Source organism: Rhodococcus sp. 1163, from assembly GCF_002091985.1.
Taxonomy (GTDB): domain Bacteria; phylum Actinomycetota; class Actinomycetes; order Mycobacteriales; family Mycobacteriaceae; genus Rhodococcoides.
In genome coordinates, this window is sequence record NZ_MKKX01000035.1 from 162,819 (window position 1) to 185,264 (window position 22,446).

Genomic DNA, 22,446 nt, shown 5'->3' on the forward strand with positions numbered 1-22,446 from the left:
CCGAGGCGCTCACCGAGCAGGCTGTGCGAATCCAATCCGTATCGGTCCGGTGTAGCCGGGCACGGTCAGGGAGTCGGAACGTGTTTCTTCGAAACCCAGCCCGTAACGAAGCGCATACTGCCGAAACACTCGAACCCCCGGATTGTTGGCGAGGGCCGCAGAGAGTCGCTCGGGGTCTCCCAAGGCCGTCACCACATAGGGCGGACTGTACGTACGCCCACCCAGCAGAAGCGTGTTACCGATACACCGCGGCGCGACCTGGCTCGTGATCCGTTGATCCTGCATGGCCATTGCCGACGCGCCGCCGGTCCACAGTGCATTGAGAACACTTTGCACGTCCTGTTGATGCACGACGAGGTCGTCCGGCGACGCGTCCGATGCGTACCGCCCGTCCGGACCCCGGGCCGCATCGGTCAACGAAACGACCACACCTGATCCCGATGCCGGCTCGACCCCCGCCTGGGCGGCGAGCGGATCAGCCGCGGCAAGCGCACGTCCCACTTCGACGTCGGAGGAACCCGCGGTGCGCTGCAGGTCGTCGACCTGGCGGGCCAGGTCGTTTCTGATCGACTCGGCGTCGTCACTGCTGCTCTGGGCAGCTCCGACCAGATCCGACAACCTGGTGGTGTCGCTTCGACGGATTTCGTCACCTTGCGATACGACCCTGGTGGTCGCCAGGAGGACCCCGACGACAAGGCACACGACGAGAACCAGGATCTGCCAGCCACGCGCCGCGACGCGCTCTCTGGTGGTCGATTCCTCGATCATGGTTTCATCCGATGCTCTCTCGTGAGATTGCGCTGAGCTAGCGTGTATGGGCATATGGTGACCGGTCCGAAAAAAACCGGGCCTGTGGATAACAACGCCAGGCAAAGCAGTGTTGGGGCGATAACAGTGCGAAACTCTACTAGCGAGGACGCTACCTGTTGCGGTTGTCCACAACCGTTATCCACAGGTCGACGGGTCGTGTACCGGTAAGTCGCCTGTACGAGCGTCAGCACACTACGAAGGGTTGAACATGCCGAAATCGAAGGTTCGGAAGAAGAAGGACTACACCATCGCACCCGGCACCAGATCCGCCGGAGCGCTGAAGGCCGGCCCGTCGAGCCCACTTTTCGTGGCGGTGATGCTCGGGTTCATGCTGGTAGGGCTGCTATGGCTCATCGTGTACTACTTGGCTGCCGACAATATCTCGTGGATGAACAACCTCGGTGCGTGGAACTTTCTGATCGGTTTCGGCTTCATGGTTGTCGGTCTCGTCATGACCATGAAGTGGCGATGACAAGGTCCCGTAGGCACCTAGTTACACGCGTGTTATTCATCCCCAATGTGGATAAAGCCTGTGGATAACTTTTCCGAGTCTCCACAGCCTGTGGATAGATTGAGCTGGGCGACGCCTCTTTCGGCTGTCATCGCCATGATCTTGGGCGGATTCGCACTGTTCGGAGCGGCATTGTTGACCGGTACAGACGCCACGGGCCGACTTCTCATCTCGATCGCGGCTATCGGCCTGTGGACGATCGCGGGACTCGCTGCCCTGCAGCGGCCGAGACTGGCGATCGTCGACGGAACACTGTCGATGAAGCGCCTGTCGGGAGTGCAGGCATACGCCCCGAGCGAGATCGTGCGAATCAAGCTCGCTCGATACCCCCGACTCGGGCGGCGAGTGCCGATGATCGAAATCGACGTCCAACGCGCGGGTGACACCGAGGATCGGCTGATCATCTTCGGTCGCTGGGATCTAGGAACCAGCCCGGAGACAGTGTTCGAGCAGCTCGAGCTCCAAGGGTTCGTACCCGCGGGCTGACGAGCCGGGCGGTAAGTTCCTACGGTGCTGGAGGGTTCTTACAGACCCATCATCGAGCGGAGCGACAGTACGCGAACTGCGATGACTGCCACGCATACGGCTGCGACGGCACCGACGGCGATCCACCCGATGTGCGGTGTCCGCAGTCGGCTGGGCAGAAACACGATGCCGGCGGTCGCGGCGGCACCGGCGACGAGGCCACCCATGTGTCCCCAGAGCGAAATTCCGGGGATCGAGATACTGATGAAGATATTGAGGCCGATCACCACGAGAATCGGAGTCGGGCTACGGCGAAGCTTCAGCAGAATGACCGCTTGCGCACCCAACAGTCCGAAGATCGCGCCGGAAGCTCCTGCGGTGACGGTGATCGGGGCCTCGAGGACCATCACCGAGGCACTGCCGCCAAGTAGCGAGACGAAGTAGACCGCCAGGTAACGGCTTCGACCGAGAATCATCTCGACGTCGCGGCCGATGATGTACAACGCGAACATGTTGACGAGCAGGTGGATCGGCCCGATGTGAAGGAATCCGCTGCCGATGAGTCGCTCGAGGTCACCGGTGGCTACCGATGGTGGAAACAGCGCCCAGGCGTTGAACAGTGGCGATGCGTCGGTATTGCCCATCACATCGCGCGATTGCATCGCCGTCACCGCGAAGACGAGGACGTTGAGGGCCATGAGGATGTACGTGACGAGTCCGTACGTCGAGCCCGCCCGTGCACCGGCGACGGTCCGGATCGGCCGTACCGAAGCATTGGCGTCACGCACGCAGTCGACGCAGTGCTGTCCGACTGCTGCGGGTCGTAGACATTCGGGGCACGCGGGGCGTCCGCATCGCGAGCACGCCAATCCGGTAGCTCGGTCGGGATGCCGGACGCACCTCGACTGGGGTGGGGTTGGCTGATCGCCGGGCGCGCCACCCCAGCCGGGGTCGGTCATGGTGTAGTTCCTCTACGGTGAATTTTTTCGAGCACTGAAATTGGTGATGTGAACGATTCTCAGGAGAGAGCGATCACGCAATGGTGACGCTGGTGATGACGACATCCTCGACGGGACGATCGCCGCGGCCGACAGCAGTTCCGGAGATGGAATCGACTACCTTCTTCGACGCCTCGTCCGTCACTTCACCGAAGATGGAGTGCTTGCGGTTCAGGTGCGGGGTCTTGCCGGTGGTGATGAAGAACTGCGATCCGTTCGTTCCGGGACCCGCGTTGGCCATGGCCAGCAGGTAGGGGCGGTCGAACGAGAGCTCGGGGTGGAACTCGTCGCCGAACTTGTAGCCCGGTCCACCCGAACCCGTTCCGGTCGGGTCTCCGCCCTGGATCATGAAGCCGTCGATGACACGGTGGAAGACGGCGCCGTCGTAGAACGGTCCGGTCTTTCCGCCGGACGCGTTCGTCGAGGTGTAGTCCTTCGATCCGTCCGCGAGCCCGACGAAATTCTCGACCGTCTTCGGCGCATGGTTGCCGAAAAGATCGATGATGATGTCGCCGTGGTTGGTGTGCAACGTGGCAGTGGAGGTCTTGTTTGGTGAAGTCACCCCTCCATCGTGCCATTGACGCGCTACCGAGCGGTCGGCAACGGTCCTTCGATGTGTTCATTCCTGGCTCTACGCCTGCATATGGAACAGTGAAGGCATGACGAGCACATCGAAATCCGGTCGGATTCGTGGAATTGCGGTGACCACTGGTGGCTCTGCCGTGCAGGCTGCGAAAGTTTTCGGTGGCGGTGCAGCGGGCGTCGGACTCCAGCTCTCCACCCGGGGACTGAAGCTTGCGCGACGCGAAATTGCCCGACGTAAGCAGAGCGGAGCCCAGCGAAAAGGCGGGCCTCGCGTCTCACCTCGTACGAAGCGGATCTTGGTATTCGGAGCGTTGTTCGGGGCAGTCGCCGGCGTCACAGTTCTCGCCACTCGACGTCGCAACACCTTCCAGCCGCCCGCGGACGCGCCGCCCAGTCTCGCCGACTACGAGTCGGAGGTCTCCCACGCTGCCGACGGGCAGCCCGGCGCCCCCGAGCACCCCTAGCGAGGACCGTCGGTCGATGCCGGTCAGCCTCCGCCTGATTCGGAGGCGCGCCCGGCAACGACCAGCGCGCTGTTGTGCTGCGCTGTGGTGCCCTCGGTGAAATACCCACCATGTCCCTCGGCCGGTAGGTATCCCGAACCTTCGGTATGGAGCTTTTCCGTGCCGTCGAGATGGCTCGGATCGGTGCCGAAGGCCCCGAGGTCCGCGACCTTGTCGTCGGCCGCTTCACCGACGAATACGTGACCTGGCGGTATGGACAGCTCCGCGACGGTCCCGGTTCCCAGTCCTGGCGACCCGAGAACAACCAAGTCGTCGACGCCCGTGTCGTCGGCACCGCGGACCGCATACGCGGCGGTGAGCGAACCGTAGGAATGACCGAGCAAAGACAGATGTGGGTCCTCGGCACGCGCGGCATCGAGTCCGTCGAGAAATGTCGACAACCGCTCTCCGCCGGCGATCGCCGCTGAGCCGGAGACGACGGAGCGGTCCGGGTTCAACAGGTTCCACCCGAGGTGCGGAGCCTCGTAGTTCATCCATGTCACGCACGCGGCGGTCTCCGGCGGATTCTTTGGAAGTAGTTGTTCGACAGTCATTTTCAATGAATCCATATCACCGTCGTATCGTCCCAAGTCCCCTTGGACATCCGAGTCGAGGCCGGGCACGAACACCGCCACGTGAGTAGCGGTGTCGACATTGCCCACCGCGATCGCAGCCAGGGTGTCCTCGCCACTCCGATTGTCCAGGACCAGCAATTGGCGATCCCCCTGATCGAGGGTGGCCGTGATCGCATCGAGCGCGGCCAAACGCTTGCGTGTCTGTGCCAACCCAGCATCGGCATTGTCCAACATCCCACCGAAGATGTTGTTGTTCAAGCGATTCTGAAGGTCGGCGGCAACTTTATCGAGGCGGGTTCTTTCGCGGACGAGCATCCGACGGTTTGCCGAATCCCGGACCATCGCCGGAATCCCGTCCAGGTTTCCGATCAGATCGGGTCGATCTACCAGTAGTCGGGTCCGCTCAGCCATCGTGAGCGAATCCCAGAATGCGGCGTTTGCGGGCGCACTCCTTCCCATAGATACTGCTGTCTCGGTCGGAACTGCTGTTCTGAATTCTGTTGCAGCAGCGGGGATCGTGGAGACGTCCGCTCCTGTCGCCGATACCGAATCTGAGAGTGTCCGCAGAGTCGCGGCGCCCTCCGAGTCGAGGTATCGAGCACGCGTCAGAAGTTCGGTAGCTCGTTCCCGCAGGTCGCGTATTCGCCTGAGCCGATCGCGACCGAGGCTCCATGCATCTTCGGACGCGCTGGAGTACAGCGGCATTCGATCCACAACCCCGCCGTCGTCGGTGATGTCGACATCACTGTCCTGGGCTTCGCGGTCGCAGTCGCGAACCGAAGCCACGAGCGGGTACATCGCATACGCAAGATCCTCGACACAGGTTCCGATCGACATCAGCTGATCGGCGCCGCGCACATACCCGTCACGAAGGCTGTGAATTTCTGTGCGCGCTGCATCTGCGGCTACCCCTGTCCACTCGAGGGTCTCGGACAATCGCTCGAGCGTGGCCATATCGTCCATCAACCCGTCCGACGTGCGGACCAGTGCGCGCGCAAGCAGCCCAATCTTTTCCGGGTCCCATTGCCGAACGTCACTCCAGGTAACCATGCAACCATCCCCCGTCGACTACCCGATCGCCGTCCGGTCAGTCGACGTGAGAACACAGTCAACACTTTTTTCAGCTCGCCGGGCCGAATCTATCCACAGGCTGTGGATGAATGCGGGGGGCGAGAACTCAGCGCTGTATTCTCCAGTCCGGTTCACCGGTGGAGTCGGTGTCAGCAGCGCCAGGCTGCCTTTGCGCTATCGGTCTGCTGCGCTTGGCGCGATACAGATCGGCGTCGGCCGCCCGGTATATCTCCGCCCAGCGACACGTAGCGGGCATGCAGACCAGTCCGACACTCCACTCGGCACGATGTGCGCGCCGAAGCCGCTCGATGATGTGCCAGGCCTCTGCCTCGTGAACGCCCGGCATGAACAGGACGAACTCGTCGCCCCCGAGTCGGCCGAGCACGTCTCGCCGCGTGAGTTCGGCTTTCCACGCCTTCGACAGGCGTGAGAGCAACACGTCGCCTGCGATGTGCCCGTACTCATCGTTGATCTGCTTGAAGTTGTCCAGATCGAGCACCGCCACGCTGACCGACAGCCCGCGAGCAGCACAGGCCGGGAGCACCTTGTCTATCTTGGATTCGAATCCGAAGCGGTTGAGGAGCCCCGTCAGGACGTCGTGTGTCGCCGAATAGCGCATACGTCGGGCGAAGGTACCGAATACTTCGGTGGAGCCGACTACTCCGAGCGCAATGAGGATGTACGCGATGAACGGCGCGTCGTATGGCGCCACAGCGGTACCCGCTACCGTCGAAAGCGCGACGAACGCAGCCCATATGCCCGCATTACGCTCGGACCAGAACGCGCCGACGTGCATGCCCAGGAACATCGCGGACTGCACGCTGACGAGAAGGGTCGGCAGGGCGGTACTGACAGACGACGTCAACGCCAGAGCGAGGGTAGCCATGAACGTGACACTGCCGATGGTGCGCTTCGGGCTCGGCTGCTTCGATCTCAGAAGCGCTACCGCAGACGCGATACCGAGAGCCGACGCCGCGAGAACTGCGAGCCGACCCGTCACCCCCAGTTGGCCCCACGATGCGCTTCCACCAGCGATGGAAAGAAGCGTCGTTCCCACGACGAAAACCAGCAGTGTCAGGGCCGCTTCATCGAGCTCGAGTTTTCTCACTCGCGAATGGCCCCGCACGGGTACACGCGGAGGCGTCCCAGATGCCTGTTCCATCGACTTCGATTCGGCATGGCCCACCTCCCATGGTCGCGTCATGTGAACGTAGGCAGACGCGCTCTACGTGCCGGACCCTAACACTTACAGACGACACTCGATCCGGTAGAGGAGTCGCCGGAGAAATCACTCTCGAGATCGGTGCGCCGAGGCGATCAGCTCGAATATCCACCGGAACCGGCAGACAAAAAAAGATGACGCCCAGCTGATGCTGGGCGTCATCCTGTGTCTTCGTGAAACTGTGGAGCCTAGGAGATTCGAACTCCTGACATCTGCCTTGCAAAGGCAGCGCTCTACCAACTGAGCTAAGGCCCCGGGTCTATCCGGCGAGCGAACAACACGTTACATGTTCACTTACCTTTTGCAACAACCGGTCTCTGACAACCGGTTTCACCTCACCATAGGACGTTCAGGCAGTGGTGACTTCGTGCCAGACACCGTCTCCGCTACGCACTGCTCGCAGCTTCATCACTGTCAGGATCACTGTCACAACCGCACCGGCGAGGACGAGAATCTTCACGAATCTCATCCTCTCCGCCTTCTGGTTGTGGGCCTAGGAGGACTTGAACCTCCGACCTCTTCCTTATCAGGGAAGCGCTCTAACCGCCTGAGCTATAGGCCCTCGAACCTCGGTCACAGGGACCATTTAATTCGAGGAAATTATTCTCCTCGAACCGAGGAGTGAGGTTACCGCATCGAGCCGCTGTACTCCAAAACGGCTCGACGCGGTGCCGTCTTACGCCGTGTCAGTCCCGATCCGCGAGCGTCACTTCGACGCCCCCGACCAGGTCCGACGACAAGTTGTAGATGAACGATCCGATCGTCGTCAGTGCAGTGAACAACACCACATTGAGGATTCCGATGACAGCTGCGTAGCCGAACACCTGACCTGCACTCACCAGTCCGCCACCGCCGTCCTCGTTGACGATCTCGGTGAAGGCGCTGTTCAGTCGGTCCCACACACCCATGCCGTCCAGAACGGCATACAGAAGCCCGACTGCCACCATCCAGACGAAGAACAAGGACACCGCGATCACCAACGAGATCTTCAGCGTCGACCACGGATCGATCTTCCGGATCTGAATCGTGGCCCGGAGCGGCTCGCCCTCTACCCGCGCAGCAACCGCAACCGGGGCAGGAGCCTTCTGTGCCTCGTTACTGGGCGCCGGATGTCGAACCGAGGACAAGTCCGGCATGTCCTTCGCCAGATCCTTGCGTTCGATATGACGAGTCGGACCGTCTATGACGGCGGCTTTCGACTTGGCATCTTCCCGCCGCTGAGCTTTCGCCCCCTGACTTTCGCCACGAGGACTTTCGCCACGAGCTTGCGCGGTGGGAGTGACTGGCCCATCGGCAGGCGATCCGGCCGGCAACGCGCCAGTTCGAGTCGACAGATTGGTCTGCGGCTGGTTCTGCGCACGATTCGCGGTCTCGTGCTGACCCTGAACCTGACCCCGTTGCCACGGTGGCGATCCCTGCGCAGACCGGTTGGCCCCAGCACCGTCCGGCGCACCCGCAGAATCGGTGCGCTCTTTCGGCAAAGCAGTCGTCGGAGGTTGCTGACTTCCGGCCCTCAGCGGATCCAGTGGAGCCGACGCCGATTCCGACGCTGCAGCAGGCGTCGCCGCCGAAGGCTTCTCACGCGGACGCTCGGGCACACCTTTCACCGTAGGTGAAGCCTGAGTGGGCGGTGGCTCCGCCGCGGTCGGTCGAGGTGCAGGCTGCACCCCTGACGGAGGCTGGACACCCGGTGAAGTTGGGGCCCCCGGTGGATTCTGCGGCCGCTGCGGGGCGGGCTGCTGTGCACGCTGTTCGGTTGGAGCCGAAGCTGCAGGGTCGGTTCGTTGACCGGGAGCTCCCTGCTGTGGGGGTCCCTGCTGTGGGGCGCTCTGAGCCGGCGGCCCTTGCGGTGGGCGGCCTGGCGCCTGGGTCTGTGGCCCCTGCGTCGGCCGTGCCGGAGGGCGTGTACCGCCCTGCGGCGTCGGCGATCCTGCCGCGGCCGGCCTCAGTGGTGCCTGCTGCGGCGGGGTACGTCCGGGCTCCGGTGCGGAAGGAGGCCGTGCGGCCGGTTGCGGTCGCGCGGCAGCATCGCCTTGTTCGCCCTGCGGGGCCGGCCTGCTACCGGGCCTGTTGGGAGTACTCACTACGACTCCTTCGGTGCATCTTCTTCGGTGCCCTCAGCGCCCAACTCGGGCTCATCGGCATTGCGGGCAATAGCGAGCAGTGTGTCGCCTTCACCGAGATTCATCAACCGAACGCCCTTCGTCTGTCGGCCGGCTTTCCGGACCTGCTTAGCCGCGGTACGAATGACGCCGCCCCCGGATGTGATGGCATACAGCTCGTCATCATCGTCGACGATAAGAGCCCCCACCAGCGTGCCACGCTTCGGATCGTACTGAATCGTCAGCACGCCCTTTCCGCCTCGGCCCTGCTGCGGGTAGTCCTCCATCGCAGTCCGCTTCGAGTAGCCACCCGAAGTTGCGACCAAAAGGTACTTGCCTTCGCGGACGACATTGAGGGACAGTAGCCGATCTTCACCGTTGAATCGCATGCCCTGTACACCGGATGTCGCCCGACCCATCGGACGCAGCACTTCGTCCGTAGCCGAGAAACGGATGGACTGGCCCTGCGCGGAGACGAGAAGCAGGTCGTCGTCCGAGGACGCCAACACTGCGCCGACCAATTCGTCTTCACCACGAAGGTTGACCGCCACGATGCCGCCGCTTCGGTTGGAGTCGAAGTCGGTGAGCTTGGACTTCTTGACCAGACCACCCTTGGTCGCGAGGACCAGGTAGGGCGCATCTTCGTAGGTCTGGATCTGAATGACCTGAGCTATCCGCTCGTCCGGCTGGAAGGCGAGCAGATTGGCAACGTGCTGACCACGCGCGGTGCGGTTGGCTTCCGGCAGCTCGTAAGCCTTCGCGCGGTAGACGCGGCCCTTGGTGGTGAAAAACAGAATCCAGTCGTGCGTCGAGCAGACGAAGAACTTGCTGACGATGTCGTCCTGCTTGAGCCCCGCACCCTGAACACCCTTGCCGCCGCGCTTCTGCGAACGGTAGAGATCGGTCCTGGTGCGTTTCGCGTAGCCCGTCTCGGTGATGGTGACCACGACGTTCTCACGGGCGATCAGATCCTCGTCGTTGACGTCTCCGTCGGAAGCGATGATCCGGGTGCGCCGGTCGTCGCCGAATTTCTCGACGATCTCGGCGAGTTCGTCGCGCACGATCTGGCGTTGACGCTCGGGCTTGGCAAGGATGTCCTCGAGCTCGGCGATCTCGATTTCGATCTCTGCCAACTCGTCGATGATCTTCTGACGCTCGAGGGCAGCAAGCCGCCGGAGCTGCATCGCGAGGATCGCGTCGGCCTGAATCGTGTCGACCTCGAGCAAGTCGATGAGGCCCGTGCGGGCGGAATCGACGTCGGGAGAGCGGCGGATCAAAGCAATGACCTCGTCGAGCGCGTCGAGCGCCTTGACCAGTCCACGCAAGATGTGTGCGCGCTCCTCCGCCTTACGCAGTCGGTATCGCGTACGGCGGACGATCACTTCGAGCTGGTGAGCCACGTAATAGCGGATCATCTGGTCGAGACGCAACGTACGCGGGACGCCGTCGACGATCGAGAGCATGTTCGCCCCGAAGCTCGTCTGGAGCTGGGAGTGCTTGTAAAGGTTGTTCAGCACCACCTTCGCGACGGCATCGCGCTTGATGGTGACGACGATGCGCAGGCCGACGCGGTCCGAAGACTCGTCGTCGATCTTCGAGATGCCACCGAGCTTGCCGTCGCGGACCTGCTCGGCGATCGAAGTGATCATGTTGTCCGGGTTGACCTGATAGGGCAGCTCGGTGATCACGATCGTCGCGCGACCGTTGGTATCTTCTTCGATCTCCACGACGCCGCGCATCCGGATGGATCCGCGGCCGGTGGAGTAAGCATCCTGGATGCCCTGGCCACCGACGATGAGTCCGTGTGTCGGGAAGTCCGGGCCCTTGACGCGTTCCATGCACGCGGCCAAGGTGGCTTCCTCGTCCGCCTCGAAATTGTCGAGGGCCCAGAACACTGCTTCACCGAGCTCGCGCAGGTTGTGCGGCGGAATGTTGGTGGCCATACCGACGGCGATTCCGTTGGATCCGTTCATCAACAAGTTGGGCACCCGCGACGGAAGTACCGTCGGCTCTTGGGTTTTGCCGTCGTAGTTGGGAATGAAATCGACGGTTTCCTCGTCGATGTCGCGCAGCATCTCCATCGCGAGCGGGGTCAGACGTGCCTCGGTGTAACGCATTGCGGCGGCACCGTCGTTGCCGCGTGATCCGAAGTTGCCCTGACCGTCGACCAACGGGTATCGCATCGACCATGGCTGAGCCAAACGGACCAACGCGTCGTAGATCGAGCTGTCGCCGTGCGGATGGTAGTTACCCATCGTTTCGGCAACGGGGCGTGCGGATTTGACGTAGCTGCGGTCGGGACGGAAACCCGAGTCGTACATGGCGTAGAGCACCCGGCGGTGGACCGGCTTCAAGCCGTCTCTGACCTCGGGTAGCGCACGGCCGACGATGACGCTCATCGCGTAGTCGATGTAACTACGCTGCATTTCCTCTTGAATGTCGACCGGATCGATCCGGTCTCCACCCTCGGCGTTGGTGGTCGAACCCGGAGGCGGTCCTACTGGTGGTTCGGTGATATCGGACATAAGGCTTTTCTCCTAGAGAAAGTCACCGTAGGTCAGCACGACAGAGCCGGGCTGACCTACGGACATCAACTAAACGTCAAGAAAGCGAACATCTTTGGCGTTGCGGGCGATGAAACTGCGACGAGCGGGCACGTCCTCGCCCATCAAAACGCTGAAGAGTTCGTCTGCAGCTGCAGCGTCGTCGAGAGTGATCAAACGCAAGACGCGCACCGACGGATCCATCGTCGTTTCCCACAGTTCCTTGGGATTCATCTCACCGAGACCTTTGTAGCGCTGCACACCGTCCTCGACGTTGATCTTGCGCTTGTTGGCCAGACCGGCCTCGAGCAAACCGTCTCGCTCGAGGTCGGAGTACGCGAAATCGGGTTCGCCGCGGCTCCACTTGAGTTTGTACAGCGGCGGCATCGCGAGGTAGACGTGGCCATGCTCGATCAAGGGTCGCATGAAACGGAACAGCAAAGTCATCAGCAGCGTGGAGATGTGCTGGCCGTCGACGTCGGCGTCGGCCATCAGCACGATCTTGTGGTAACGCAGCTTGGTGATGTCGAACTCGTCGTGAATACCGGTACCGAATGCGGTGATGATCGCCTGGACTTCGTTGTTCTTGAGCACGCGGTCGATGCGGGCTTTTTCGACGTTGATGATCTTTCCGCGAAGCGGCAGGATCGCCTGGAACATCGAGTCTCGGCCGGATTTGGCCGAGCCGCCGGCGGAGTCGCCCTCCACGATGTAGATCTCGGACTTGCTGGGGTCGTTGGAACGGCAGTCGGCTAGCTTGCCCGGCAGTCCACCGATATCGGTTGCGCTCTTGCGCCGCACCATTTCTCGCGCCTTGCGCGCAGCCATACGAGCCTGCGCCGAAGACACAGCCTTGTTGATGATGGTTTTGGCGTCGGCCGGGTTCGACTCGAACCAGTGCGAGAGATGCTCGTTGCAGGCCTTGAGAACGAACGAGCGAACCTCGGTGTTGCCGAGTTTTGTCTTCGTCTGGCCCTCGAACTGCGGCTCGGCCACGCGAACCGAGAGAACAGCGGCCAATCCCTCACGGATGTCGTCGCCGGTGAGATTCCCGTCCTTCTCCTTGACGAGCTTCTTTTCTTTGGCGTACTTGTTCACCGTCGCCGTCAACGCCGTGCGAAAACCTTCTTCGTGGGTTCCACCCTCATGGGTGTTGATGGTGTTGGCGAAAGTGTGAACCGACTCTGAGTAACCGGCGTTCCACTGCATCGCGACCTCGACCTCGTGGCCCGTGCCCTTACCGGTGAATCCGACGACAGAGGTATGGATCGGGGTCTTCTTCGCATTGATGTGCTTGACGAAGTCGACCAGGCCATCCGGGTAGTGATACGTCCGCTTCCGTGCCTTCGGGGGCTTGGCAACGGCGGCTTCGGCCTGTTCCTCGGTAGCAGACTTCGGGGCAAGCGCAGTTTCGCCCAACTCGTCTTCGGTTACTTCGGCGACGGCAATGCGCTCGTCTGCGAAGTTGATGGTCAGACCCTTGTTGAGGAAGGCCATTTCCTGCAGACGGCGATGCACGGTCTCGAAGTTGAAATCGAGGGTCTCGAATATTTTGCCGTCCGGCCAGAAGCGCGTCCTGGTGCCGGTGTCGCTGGTATCGCCGACGGTCTCGAGCGGACCGGGTTTGGCGTAATCGTACGTCTGGGTGTAGCGATGCCCGTCGCGGGAGATCGTGAGCTCGACCTTCGTGGACAGTGCGTTGACCACGGAAATACCGACGCCGTGCAGACCACCGGAGACCGCGTACGAGTCCGAATCGAATTTTCCGCCTGCATGCAGCTGGGTCATGACGACCTCGACGGCGGGAACACCGGAGGAGTGGGTGTCGACGGGCATTCCTCGACCGTCGTCAGCGACCTCGACGCTGCCGTCATCGTGGATCGTGACGTCGACAGTCGATGCGTATCCGGCCATCGCTTCATCGACGGAGTTGTCCACAACCTCCCAAATCAGGTGGTGCAGGCCTCGCTCACCGGTCGAACCGATATACATACCGGGTCTCTTACGGACTGCTTCGAGCCCCTCGAGAACCGTGATCGACGAAGCGCCGTAATCCTTGTTATCGCTCTTACCTGACTTTTGGGCAGTCACGGTTGGGTTGTTCTCCTTCTACGTATCTTCGACTCCCCCTCGCACCACACGGTGCTGCCGCATCGAAAACACACTCGTGGTGCTCCGGCACGGAAGCGACACACCGTCATGGACGTCTGCCGCTTTCGCGGTGGACGTCCTTGTTCGGCAGAGTCGATCCGAAGGGCTTCTTTACGTTACCGCCCTATACTACTGGCACACCCTGCCGGCATGGGGCCAATGACACCCCAAACTAGCCCCTGAATGGCTCACAGACGCATTTTCTCGGAGTGCGACGACAAAGATGGACGGTAGATCCACCCTCGAGGGTCAGAGATCCAACACGATCCGGTCGCCGCTCGAGCGGGACACGCAGATCAGCATTTCCTGCTCCTGCTCGTCCGAGGTCAGCCTGTGTTCGCGGTGTTCGGGCTTCCCACTGAGAACCCGCACGCGGCACGTCCCACAGAATCCCTGCTGGCAGGAGTAGCTGACATCGGGCCGAATCTCCCGAATCGCCTCCAGCACAGTCTTGTCCGCCGGGACGGTGACCACTGTTCCGGAATTCACCAGCTGAATCTCGAACTCCACTCCGCCGCGCACCGGTGGCGCAGAGAACCGTTCGAAATAAAGGTGTGTGGCAGGGAACGCGTCGAACGCCGTCCGCACACCCTCGATCATCGGCGGTGGACCGCAGCAATAGACAGCACCGCCGACAACGGGCTCGAGCAGTGTCGGGCCGGACGGCACACCTTCGACATCGTCGGTGCGTACCGTCACGCGGTCGGAATCCCACGTCACTATCTCGTCGAGAAACGGCATCGATTCGCGGGAACGCCCGCAGTAGACGAGATGCCAATCCATACCCACTTCGCGAGCGGCACGCACCATCGGAATGATCGCAGTGATCCCGATTCCACCGGCAACGAACACCGCCTGCCCGCTCGGTACGAAAGGAAACCCGTTGCGTGGTCCGCGAACCACAAGTTCAGCTCCCTCCTCGAGGGCATGCATTTCCTGTGAGCCACCGCCGCCGTCCGGGATGTACCGCACCGCAACGGTGTAACTGTCGAGGTCGCCAGGATCACCGCACAACGAGTACTGCCTACGACGTCCCGAAGGCAAGTGGAAGTCCAGGTGCATTCCCGGCGCCCAGGCCGGCAACGGCGCCCCGTCGGAAGACCGGAAAGTCAGCTGAGCCACGCACTGATCGACGCAGAGGATCTCTCTTCGGTCGAGAGTGAGTGAAACGGTACGCACCACTTCCGGCGCAGCGTACTCACCGGAATACGATCCGTCGTCGAGAAGGGCGAACCACTTGTCCAGGGCATCGGTGACGATGGACACCGTCTGGTCCGACGCGGTCCGCCCGTACAGATCACCCGGAATGACTCGGCCTACGCGGAAGGCCTCGACCGATCGCGTCATTTTTGCCCACTTGCGCCGAAAACCCAAGGCACTCACCGTGCAGCTGCGCGTGCAGCAGGGGAAGTGGCGAGATATTGCACCGCCTGCGCGGTGGATCCTTCCTGTGACGGGTGGTAGTCGGACCGCAGATAGCGCAGCGATGCTTTCCATAACGACTTCGGACTCGGAAAGAGCCCTCGAGCAGCAACCCGGCGATAGTCACGCAAGGAGGGGCGGCGTTTTTTCGGTGGCAAAGCTGCCAACGTCGGGTCCTGATCCATCAAGAACCGCACCCCGCGCGTCCAAAACCACACCATGGTCGGCGCGATGGCAATGTAAGTTCGCAGCCGTCGTGCCGGTCGTACGTCGAAGTACTGCATGACCTCGAAAGCCACCGATCGGTGCTCGACTTCTTCAGCCCCGTGCCACCTCAACAGGTCCAACATGGTCGGGTCGAACTCGACGACGTCGAGCTGCCGGGCATTGAGAACCCAGTCCCCGAGAAAAGCCGTCAAATGCTCGACCGCTGCGATCAGCGCAATGCGCTCCACCAGGCTGTTGCGCGTATGTCCGGACCTGTTTCCCAGCACACGGCCGAACAGAAATCGCATTTGCTCGACGTACGGCTCGACATCGATCCCGTAGGCGGTGAGCTGTTCGAGGACCTGTGTGTGGGCCTGAGCGTGCATTGCTTCCTGCCCGATGAATCCGATGACGTCCTCTTTGAGCTGCTCGTCATGGATCAAAGGCAGAGCTTCTTTGAAAGTACGGACGAACCACTCTTCGCCCTCGGGCAGAAGAAGATGCATCACGTTGAACAGATGGGTCGCCAGCGGGTCGGCGTCCACATAATGCAGCGGCAACGAGCCCCAGTCGAACGAGACATTCCTGGCCTGCAGAATGACCCTGTCATCCAGCGTAGGCGCGTCGACATTGTGCGTAACCGCGACGGTCGAGTGCCCGTTACGGTCCGAAGATCGAAAATTCTTGGGTAACACTGCATCCCTTCGTCGACTGCGTCGGCTGCCCCGAGCCAACAGCCTTGGTGGAACCGAGTGGATACGCATCCGAAAACGGCCAATCACCCACAATACCCTTGAATCACCGGCGAAGTTGTGATAATCCCACTCTAGAAATATCACGAATAGGAGGATTTACCCATACGTGTCTCGGGGACCCCTACCCTTGACGTGGCGATCACCCTTGCGCCAGCTTTTCGTGGTGGGTCCGGTGATCTTCAGCGACTTCACGATCCCGTGGCCGACTGCGGCGGCGATCTTGGCCAGAATCTGTGCCTGCATCAACCGAAGTTGAGTAGCCCACGCCGTCGACTCCGCCGATATGCTCAAAACGCTGTCCTCGAGCTTGACAGGGACAGCGTGTGCCGCAATGTCCTCGCCGACGACGGTGGGCCAACGCCCCATCACCGTGCCCTCTGCCACTTTGTCGGACCATCCACGGTTCTTTGCAATCGAACCGGCCACCGAACCGAGTGTCTGTGGGTCGCGATCGTCTGGTCCGGCCCCGGACCATCCACGCTTGCGTCGGCCTCGAAGCGCGCGAACTCCACCGCTGGGCGACGACCGTCCCTGCCCCACAGACTTACCACTCGCCTTCGCCGCCGCACGTGCGTCCTCGAGGGCACGTCGAGCAAGATCCACTCCGCGTGGTTCGTTCTCCGGATCTTTACTTCCGGCATCATCGGTCATCAGCACACATTTTCATCGAGGGGAGTGATGGTGGAGATTCGACCCGAATCTCCCTGAACAGCTTCGACGCCGAAGCGCCTGGCATCAATTTCGGCCGGAATGTCCTCGGCGACCGCAGCTGTAATGATGACCTGCTCCGCCCCGGAAGCCACTCGCGCAAGTGCACTTCGACGTTTGCGATCCAGTTCTGCGAATACGTCGTCGAGCATCAAGACCGGGTCGCTGCCCTCGGCACGGAGCAGCCCGAACGACGCCAACCGCAATGACAACGCAAAGGACCACGATTCGCCATGGCTCGCATAGCCTTTCGCCGGCTGATCACCGAGCCCAAGTTCGAGATCGTCCCGGTGAGGTCCGACCAAGCAGACTCCACGTTCGATCTCACGCGTACGCATCGTCGAAAGTTGATGCAAGAAAGCAGCTTCCAGTACCTCGACATCATCGGATTCGGGCTCGCGATTCGGATCCGAGAACTCCGGTGGCAGCGCTTCGGCGAGACTGCTGCGGTACTTGATCGTTGCGGGGCGTGACTCCGGGGCAATCGACGAGTAGGACTCGGCTACATGAGGTGTCAGCTCGTGTACCAAACCTATTCTTGCGGAAAGCAACTCCGCACCATGCGCAGCAAGATGCCCATCCCAAACATCCAGAGTCGCCAATGCGCCCACCCCGTCGCTCGAGCTCGAGCCGCGTCGCAAGGATCCACCTGCCGTCTTGAGCAATGCCGATCGCTGACGGAGTACCTTGTCATAATCTGCTCTGACAGCCGCCATTCGGGGACGACGCGTCGTCAACAGTTCGTCGAGGTACCTACGACGCTCGCCTGGGTCTCCGCGCACCAACGCGAGATCCTCGGGTGCGAACAACACACTGCGCAGTACCCCCAGGATTTCACGAGGCCGTCGCACCGGAGATCTATTCATTCTTGCTTTGTTCGCCCGGCCCTCGAGGATCTCGACATCGATCGTCAATTCTCGACCCTGATTTATCACCGATGCACCCGCAAAGGCCCGCTCCGCACCTGCTCTGATCAGCGGCGCATCCGAAGACACACGGTGAGAGGACAACGTCGAGAGGTATCCGAGCGACTCGAGCAGATTCGTCTTCCCATGCCCGTTGGGACCGACGAACACCACCGAGCCAGGACCGAGATCAGTGGTGACGTCATCCCACGAACGAAAATCGCGAAGAGTGAACGAACGAACGAACAAGGCTATTTCTTGGGGTCGGGTGCTCGAAGTAATTCATCAGCACCTGCCCGCTTGACGGCGTGGCCGCCGAACTGGTTACGAAGAGCCGACACAGCCTTCATAGCGGGCGAATCGTCCTGCCGCGAAGCAAATCTCGCGAACAGTGCGGCCGCGATAACCGGCACTGGGACCGCATGTCTGATCGCTTCTTCCACCGTCCACCGACCTTCACCCGAATCTTCCGTGTAACCGGAGATCTCGCTGAACTCGGGGTCCTGGGCCAAGGCTTGAACCAGCAGATCGAGCAGCCACGAACGAACGACGGTCCCTTTGCTCCACGCACGTAGCACCCCGTGGACGTCCTGAACGAGCTCTTCCGCCTCGAGCAGCTCGTATCCCTCGGCATAGGCCTGCATGAGCCCGTACTCGATACCGTTGTGGACCATTTTCGAGTAGTGACCTGCGCCGACCGGGCCAGCGTGGACGAACCCGTCGGCACGCTCACCCTCTGGGCGTAAGGCGTCGAAGATCGGAAGGGCGCGTGAAACGTCCTCCTCGGAACCGCCCACCATGAGGCCATATCCGTTTTCGAGTCCCCAGACGCCACCGGACACGCCGGCATCGATGTAACCGATGCCTTTCCCTGCAAGTCGTTCGGCGTTCGCGGCATCGTCGGTGAACCGGGAGTTGCCACCGTCGATGACCAGATCACCCTTGTCGAGTACCTCGCTCAACGACGCGATCGTGCTTCGGGTGATGTCACCGGACGGAACCATGACCCACACGACCCGCGGCGCCACCAACGTCTTGGCCAACTCCTCGAGGGACGGGGCGTCGGTAACCTCTGGTCTTGGGTCGTATCCGATCACTTCGTGTCCGTGCGCACGCAGACGCTCGCGCATGTTGAAGCCCATTTTCCCGAGGCCGACCAGTCCCAGCTGCATGAGGAGATGTCCTTCTCTAGTGTGCGGATGCCCCTTGGCGTCGAGTAAACCGCATCCGGACGTGTTCCGTATCCGATCAGCCAGGTAGTCGAACCGGCATCAGCAGATACGTGTACGCGCTCTGCGGTGCTGGAAACTTGCCCGAAGAATCCGGAACGAGCTCATCGTCGGAAGTCGGACGCAGAACTGCCGGCCGACTGGGAGTGGTGAACCCGAACGTGACTTTTTCACTGTGCAGCGACGACAATCCGTCGATCAGGTACCCCGGATTGAAGGCGATCGTCAATGCCTCACCTTGGAAGTCTGCAAGCAGGCCTTCTTCGGCACGCCCGGCATCGTCACCGCCCGCGGAGAGAAGCACACCTTCGGCCGAGAACTCGAGGCGCACCTGGGCACCGCGCTCGGCAACCAACGCGACGCGTTTGATGGCTTCGACGAGCGGAGCGATCTCCACGACCGCGACGGCCGTGTGTTCCGGTGGCAACAGCTGGCGGAACTTGGGAAAGTCTGCATCCAGGAGTCGGGTCGTGGTGCGACGGCCTTCGCTGATAATTCCCAGCAAGCCGTCGGCGCCGATGGTCGACCCCGAACCCAGTGCGAGTTCGACGGGTGAGCTCGCGTTTCCGACCAAGGTCTTCGCGGACTCGGACAGAGTCTTCGCAGGTATGAGAACTTCGGTCGTGACGTCTTCGCCGACGGGTGTCCACTCGAGTTCGCGAACGGCCAGGCGGAATCGGTCTGTAGCTGCGAGCACGACCTTGGTGCCCGCAATCTCGACTCGGACGCCGGTCAGCATCGGAAGGGTGTCGTCTTTGCCTGCCGCAACTGCAACCTGCGCGATGGCTTCGGAGAACACCTCGACCGGAATCGATCCGGTCTGCGTCGGCAGCTCGGGAAGCTGAGGGTAGTCCTCGACGGGCATCGTCGGCAGCGAGAACTTCGCACTGCCGCAGGTGATGAGCACTCGAGTTCCCTCGACACCGACGTCGACGGGTTTGTTCGGGAGAGACTTCGTGATATCGGCCAGAAGCTTGCCGGAGACGAGGACTCGACCGGCAGTTGCGACCTCAGCAGATACCCGGACCTGGGCTGATACCTCGTAGTCGAACCCAGAAACAGTCAGACCCTGCTCGTCGACGGCGAGAAGAACTCCACCGAGAACGGGAACGGGCGGCCTGGACGGGAGGCTTCGAGCAACCCAGGCAACGGAATCGGAAAAATCTTCGCGAGCAACGCGAAACTTCAGACTTCCAAGCTCCATCGCTAAAGTCTTTCCTCTCGTTCGGCAGCAGTTCGTTCCCACAATGTCTGCGGTGAGCGCAGCGTGCGCTCATGACCGGTGCATCGAAGAGTCTGACACAACCGAGCAGAAGCACACCGTATGCCCTTCCCGACCAACTTGAAAGCCGAACGACGACGTCGACCAAGCAGGCCCACGGCTGCTGGGTGGGGCCTGTGAACGAATCGTTCCCCAGCACCTGTTTTAGAAGAAGGTCTTTTCAAGAGAAATTCTTAGTATTAATAGGTCCTGTGGAATCTGTGCACCGAGGTATGTACTCCCTGGTCGCCAAGCGTGGTGTCGTGGGGATGAATTCGGGACCGATCACCGGTGGTGTGCCAACAGCCTGTGGATGAATCACATCGGTTCACAGGCTCCCACAATCCATCCCCAGATCCAGCCGGTTATCCACATGGTTATCCACAGGTGTGAATCATTCGAATGGAGTCCTGAAAGCACGTTTTTTTGGCATCCAGAGGCGAAAAATTTCTTGCGAAGAGTGGCGGACGTCGCTCGAGGGGCACGGTTGAGTGATGTGGAATGCACTCAACCGTGCCAGCGCGGGTAGCCGCGGGGAAAGTGGATGTGAAACCCGCTCAGCGATGAGACGGGGCTGTTCGTCAGCGCTTGGAACGCTGCTTCACTCGAGCGGTCAGCTCTTGGACCTGGTCGTACACCTTGCGTCGCTCGGTCATCTCTTTACGGATCTTTTTATCCGCGTACATGACCGTTGTGTGGTCTCTGCCGAATGTCTGCCCGATCTTGGGCAGTGACAAGTCGGTGAGTTCACGGCAGAGATACATGGCAATCTGCCTGGCCATCGCCAGCGCACGCGCTTTACCGGGTCCACAGAGATCGTCGATCGAGGTGTCGAAGTATTCCGCCGTGACGGCCATGATCGTCGCGGCATTGATCTCGAGGCTCGACGAGTCGGGCATCAAGTCTCGAAGGACCACCTCTGCCAGAGTGAGATCCAGCGCCTGACCGTTCAGCGACGCAAATGCCGTAACACGGATCAACGCGCCTTCCAGTTCACGAATATTGCGCTCGATCCGACTGGCGATCAGCTCGAGGACATCGTGCGGAACATCGAGGCGATCCATCCGAGCCTTCTTGCTGAGGATGGCGATACGAGTCTCGAGCTCCGGGGGTTGAACGTCGGTGATCAGGCCCCACTCGAATCGAGTGCGTAGACGCTCCTCGAGGGTTGCCAGCTGTTTAGGGGGGCGATCGGAGGAAACGACGATCTGCTTGTTCGCGTTGTGCAAAGTGTTGAAGGTGTGGAAAAACTCTTCCTGGATGCCTTCTTTACCTTCGATGAACTGAATGTCGTCGACCAGGAGTACGTCCGTCTCCCGGTATCGGCGTTTGAACGCAACCTTGCGGTCGTCACGAAGACTGTTGATGAAGTCGTTGGTGAACTCTTCGGTCGAGACGTACTTCACGCGCATGCCTGGGAAGAGGCGCTGCGCATAGTGGCCGGCAGCGTGGAGCAAGTGCGTCTTCCCTAGCCCGGACGCGCCCCATATGAACAAAGGGTTGTAAGCGCGAGCAGGTGCTTCAGCAATGGCGACTGCCGCCGCGTGGGCAAATCGATTCGATGCGCCGATCACGAAGGTGTCGAAGGTGTACTTCGAGTTGAGGCTTTGTGCCCCGGACGTCGACGACGTGGTTGCCGGCGGCTTGGTGAAGTAGGTAGGCCACGAGTTCTGCACACTTGCCAGTGCTTCCCGCTCGTCGTCCACTTCCTCGTAGTCGGCAGTTTCCGAGTCGGAGGGATCGTCATCGGTGCTGGTGAGGAAACGTCTCCGGTAGGTTGGGGTGCTCGTTGCCTCCGTATACCGCGTCTGTTCGGGCTCGTGTTTCTCTTCTTCGGGTGCTGAAATTCGCACCCCGAGGCCTTCGACGCCCTGGCCGAGGTGACGGCCGAGCGCGTTGAGTATAGGTTCACGCAGGTCTCGCTCTATCGCTTCCTGCGCGAAAGACGAAGGAACCGCCAGCAGTGCGAAGCCTTGAGTCAGGGTAAGGGGCTCTACGAGAGCGAGCCATGCCTTTTGCCCTTTGGTCAGAGGTTGACCACTGTGGCGGTCGGACGTCAATTCCGTGACTACCTCTGGCCAGATACGCGCCAGCGCATCCGGATCCTCGTTCACGGTGCCTCCCCATTCGGACGTGCCATTGAAGCGAACGTGCATGTCGTCGACAGCACGTGCCGCGGACAGTGCCTTCGAAAGATGCTGTTGTTTCACGCTCGCACCGCATCGAAGTCCGATATCGTCGTCGTCGATCGCGAGTTCATCGGGGAACCACAGCCGGAAGTGCAACGTATCGGGTACGGACCTGCCGTGTACGAATATGCCATTGGTTCGTGTTTCCACACAATTATCCACAGGTGTGGATGAACGACATCGGTGTCACCCCGATCGGCGAGATTTTCCTGAATTTGTCATTCGCAGAGTCTT

General features: G+C 61.2%; 19 protein-coding genes and 2 tRNA genes. 3 read left to right on the forward strand and 18 right to left on the reverse strand.

Translation table 11 applies throughout. The annotated features are described in order from the left end of the window. Nucleotides 1-9: 9 nt before the first annotated feature. Nucleotides 10-768, reverse strand: a complete 759-nt coding sequence (locus BJD99_RS16525) for a DUF881 domain-containing protein (RefSeq protein ID WP_084348241.1) — start codon at nucleotides 766-768, stop codon at nucleotides 10-12. A gap of 250 nt (nucleotides 769-1,018) precedes the next feature. Here BJD99_RS16525 and crgA point away from each other — a divergent pair, with 250 nt between their 5' ends. Together crgA and BJD99_RS16535 are read left to right on the forward strand one after the other, a co-directional pair. Continuing rightward, nucleotides 1,019-1,282 (forward strand): cell division protein CrgA, encoded by a 264-nt coding sequence (gene crgA / locus BJD99_RS16530; RefSeq protein WP_084348242.1) that lies wholly within the window; start codon nucleotides 1,019-1,021, stop codon nucleotides 1,280-1,282. Between the two features lie 45 nt (nucleotides 1,283-1,327). Beyond that, nucleotides 1,328-1,807, forward strand: coding sequence for a PH domain-containing protein (locus BJD99_RS16535; RefSeq protein ID WP_179142376.1), 480 nt, complete (start codon nucleotides 1,328-1,330; stop codon nucleotides 1,805-1,807). Nucleotides 1,808-1,845: 38 nt separating this feature from the next. Here the strand turns inward: BJD99_RS16535 and BJD99_RS16540 are convergent, their stop codons facing one another. Further along, the gene (locus tag BJD99_RS16540; protein WP_084348244.1) at nucleotides 1,846-2,745 is read right to left on the reverse strand and encodes a rhomboid family intramembrane serine protease; all 900 of its coding nucleotides are present in this window, start codon (nucleotides 2,743-2,745) and stop codon (nucleotides 1,846-1,848) included. Between the two features lie 73 nt (nucleotides 2,746-2,818). Next, entirely contained in the window at nucleotides 2,819-3,346 is a 528-nt protein-coding gene (locus BJD99_RS16545; protein WP_084348245.1) for a peptidylprolyl isomerase, read from the reverse strand. 97 nt (nucleotides 3,347-3,443) lie between these two features. Here BJD99_RS16545 and BJD99_RS16550 point away from each other — a divergent pair, with 97 nt between their 5' ends. Further along, nucleotides 3,444-3,833 carry a hypothetical protein gene (locus BJD99_RS16550; RefSeq protein ID WP_084348246.1) on the forward strand — a complete coding sequence of 130 codons (390 nt, stop codon included), beginning with the start codon at nucleotides 3,444-3,446 and terminating at the stop codon, nucleotides 3,831-3,833. A gap of 23 nt (nucleotides 3,834-3,856) precedes the next feature. Here the strand turns inward: BJD99_RS16550 and BJD99_RS16555 are convergent, their stop codons facing one another. The 15 genes from BJD99_RS16555 to dnaA all read right to left on the reverse strand — a co-directional run bounded on the left by BJD99_RS16555 (nucleotide 3,857) and on the right by dnaA (nucleotide 22,137). After that, nucleotides 3,857-5,497 (reverse strand): alpha/beta hydrolase, encoded by a 1,641-nt coding sequence (locus BJD99_RS16555; protein ID WP_084348247.1) that lies wholly within the window; start codon nucleotides 5,495-5,497, stop codon nucleotides 3,857-3,859. Between the two features lie 127 nt (nucleotides 5,498-5,624). Next, a complete protein-coding gene (locus tag BJD99_RS16560) occupies nucleotides 5,625-6,626 on the reverse strand; it encodes a diguanylate cyclase (RefSeq protein WP_256895843.1) in 1,002 nt (333 codons plus the stop codon). A 296-nt stretch (nucleotides 6,627-6,922) separates the two neighbouring features. After that, a tRNA-Ala gene (locus tag BJD99_RS16565) sits at nucleotides 6,923-6,995 on the reverse strand. A 94-nt stretch (nucleotides 6,996-7,089) separates the two neighbouring features. After that, the gene (locus BJD99_RS21120) at nucleotides 7,090-7,209 is read right to left on the reverse strand and encodes a DLW-39 family protein (RefSeq protein WP_218775725.1); all 120 of its coding nucleotides are present in this window, start codon (nucleotides 7,207-7,209) and stop codon (nucleotides 7,090-7,092) included. 19 nt (nucleotides 7,210-7,228) lie between these two features. Then, nucleotides 7,229-7,302: transfer RNA gene (locus tag BJD99_RS16570), tRNA-Ile, on the reverse strand. A gap of 124 nt (nucleotides 7,303-7,426) precedes the next feature. After that, on the reverse strand, nucleotides 7,427-8,338 hold the full coding sequence (locus tag BJD99_RS16575; protein WP_143542199.1) for a DUF3566 domain-containing protein: 912 nt from the start codon (nucleotides 8,336-8,338) through the stop codon (nucleotides 7,427-7,429). A gap of 485 nt (nucleotides 8,339-8,823) precedes the next feature. After that, nucleotides 8,824-11,367, reverse strand: a complete 2,544-nt coding sequence (gene gyrA / locus BJD99_RS16580) for a DNA gyrase subunit A (RefSeq protein ID WP_084348249.1) — start codon at nucleotides 11,365-11,367, stop codon at nucleotides 8,824-8,826. Between the two features lie 69 nt (nucleotides 11,368-11,436). Next, a complete protein-coding gene (gene gyrB, locus BJD99_RS16585; RefSeq protein ID WP_084348250.1) occupies nucleotides 11,437-13,476 on the reverse strand; it encodes a DNA topoisomerase (ATP-hydrolyzing) subunit B in 2,040 nt (679 codons plus the stop codon). A gap of 309 nt (nucleotides 13,477-13,785) precedes the next feature. Next, entirely contained in the window at nucleotides 13,786-14,883 is a 1,098-nt protein-coding gene (locus BJD99_RS16590) for a PDR/VanB family oxidoreductase (RefSeq protein WP_084348251.1), read from the reverse strand. A 32-nt stretch (nucleotides 14,884-14,915) separates the two neighbouring features. Then, complete coding sequence (locus BJD99_RS16595) at nucleotides 14,916-15,860, reverse strand: metal-dependent hydrolase (protein ID WP_373270554.1); 945 nt, start codon at nucleotides 15,858-15,860, stop codon at nucleotides 14,916-14,918. Nucleotides 15,861-16,016: 156 nt separating this feature from the next. Continuing rightward, nucleotides 16,017-16,571: a DUF721 family protein gene (locus BJD99_RS16600; protein ID WP_084348340.1), complete on the reverse strand. Its 555-nt coding sequence runs from the start codon at nucleotides 16,569-16,571 to the stop codon at nucleotides 16,017-16,019. Beyond that, nucleotides 16,571-17,782, reverse strand: coding sequence for a DNA replication/repair protein RecF (gene recF, locus BJD99_RS16605; RefSeq protein WP_084348253.1), 1,212 nt, complete (start codon nucleotides 17,780-17,782; stop codon nucleotides 16,571-16,573). The genes BJD99_RS16600 and recF overlap by 1 nt, the downstream gene beginning before the upstream one ends. 2 nt (nucleotides 17,783-17,784) lie before the next feature. Continuing rightward, nucleotides 17,785-18,705 carry a phosphogluconate dehydrogenase (NAD(+)-dependent, decarboxylating) gene (gene gnd, locus BJD99_RS16610; protein ID WP_084348254.1) on the reverse strand — a complete coding sequence of 307 codons (921 nt, stop codon included), beginning with the start codon at nucleotides 18,703-18,705 and terminating at the stop codon, nucleotides 17,785-17,787. Between the two features lie 76 nt (nucleotides 18,706-18,781). Then, on the reverse strand, nucleotides 18,782-19,966 hold the full coding sequence (gene dnaN / locus BJD99_RS16615) for a DNA polymerase III subunit beta (RefSeq protein WP_084348255.1): 1,185 nt from the start codon (nucleotides 19,964-19,966) through the stop codon (nucleotides 18,782-18,784). A 638-nt stretch (nucleotides 19,967-20,604) separates the two neighbouring features. Beyond that, nucleotides 20,605-22,137, reverse strand: coding sequence for a chromosomal replication initiator protein DnaA (gene dnaA / locus BJD99_RS16620; RefSeq protein WP_084348341.1), 1,533 nt, complete (start codon nucleotides 22,135-22,137; stop codon nucleotides 20,605-20,607). Nucleotides 22,138-22,446 lie beyond the last annotated feature (309 nt).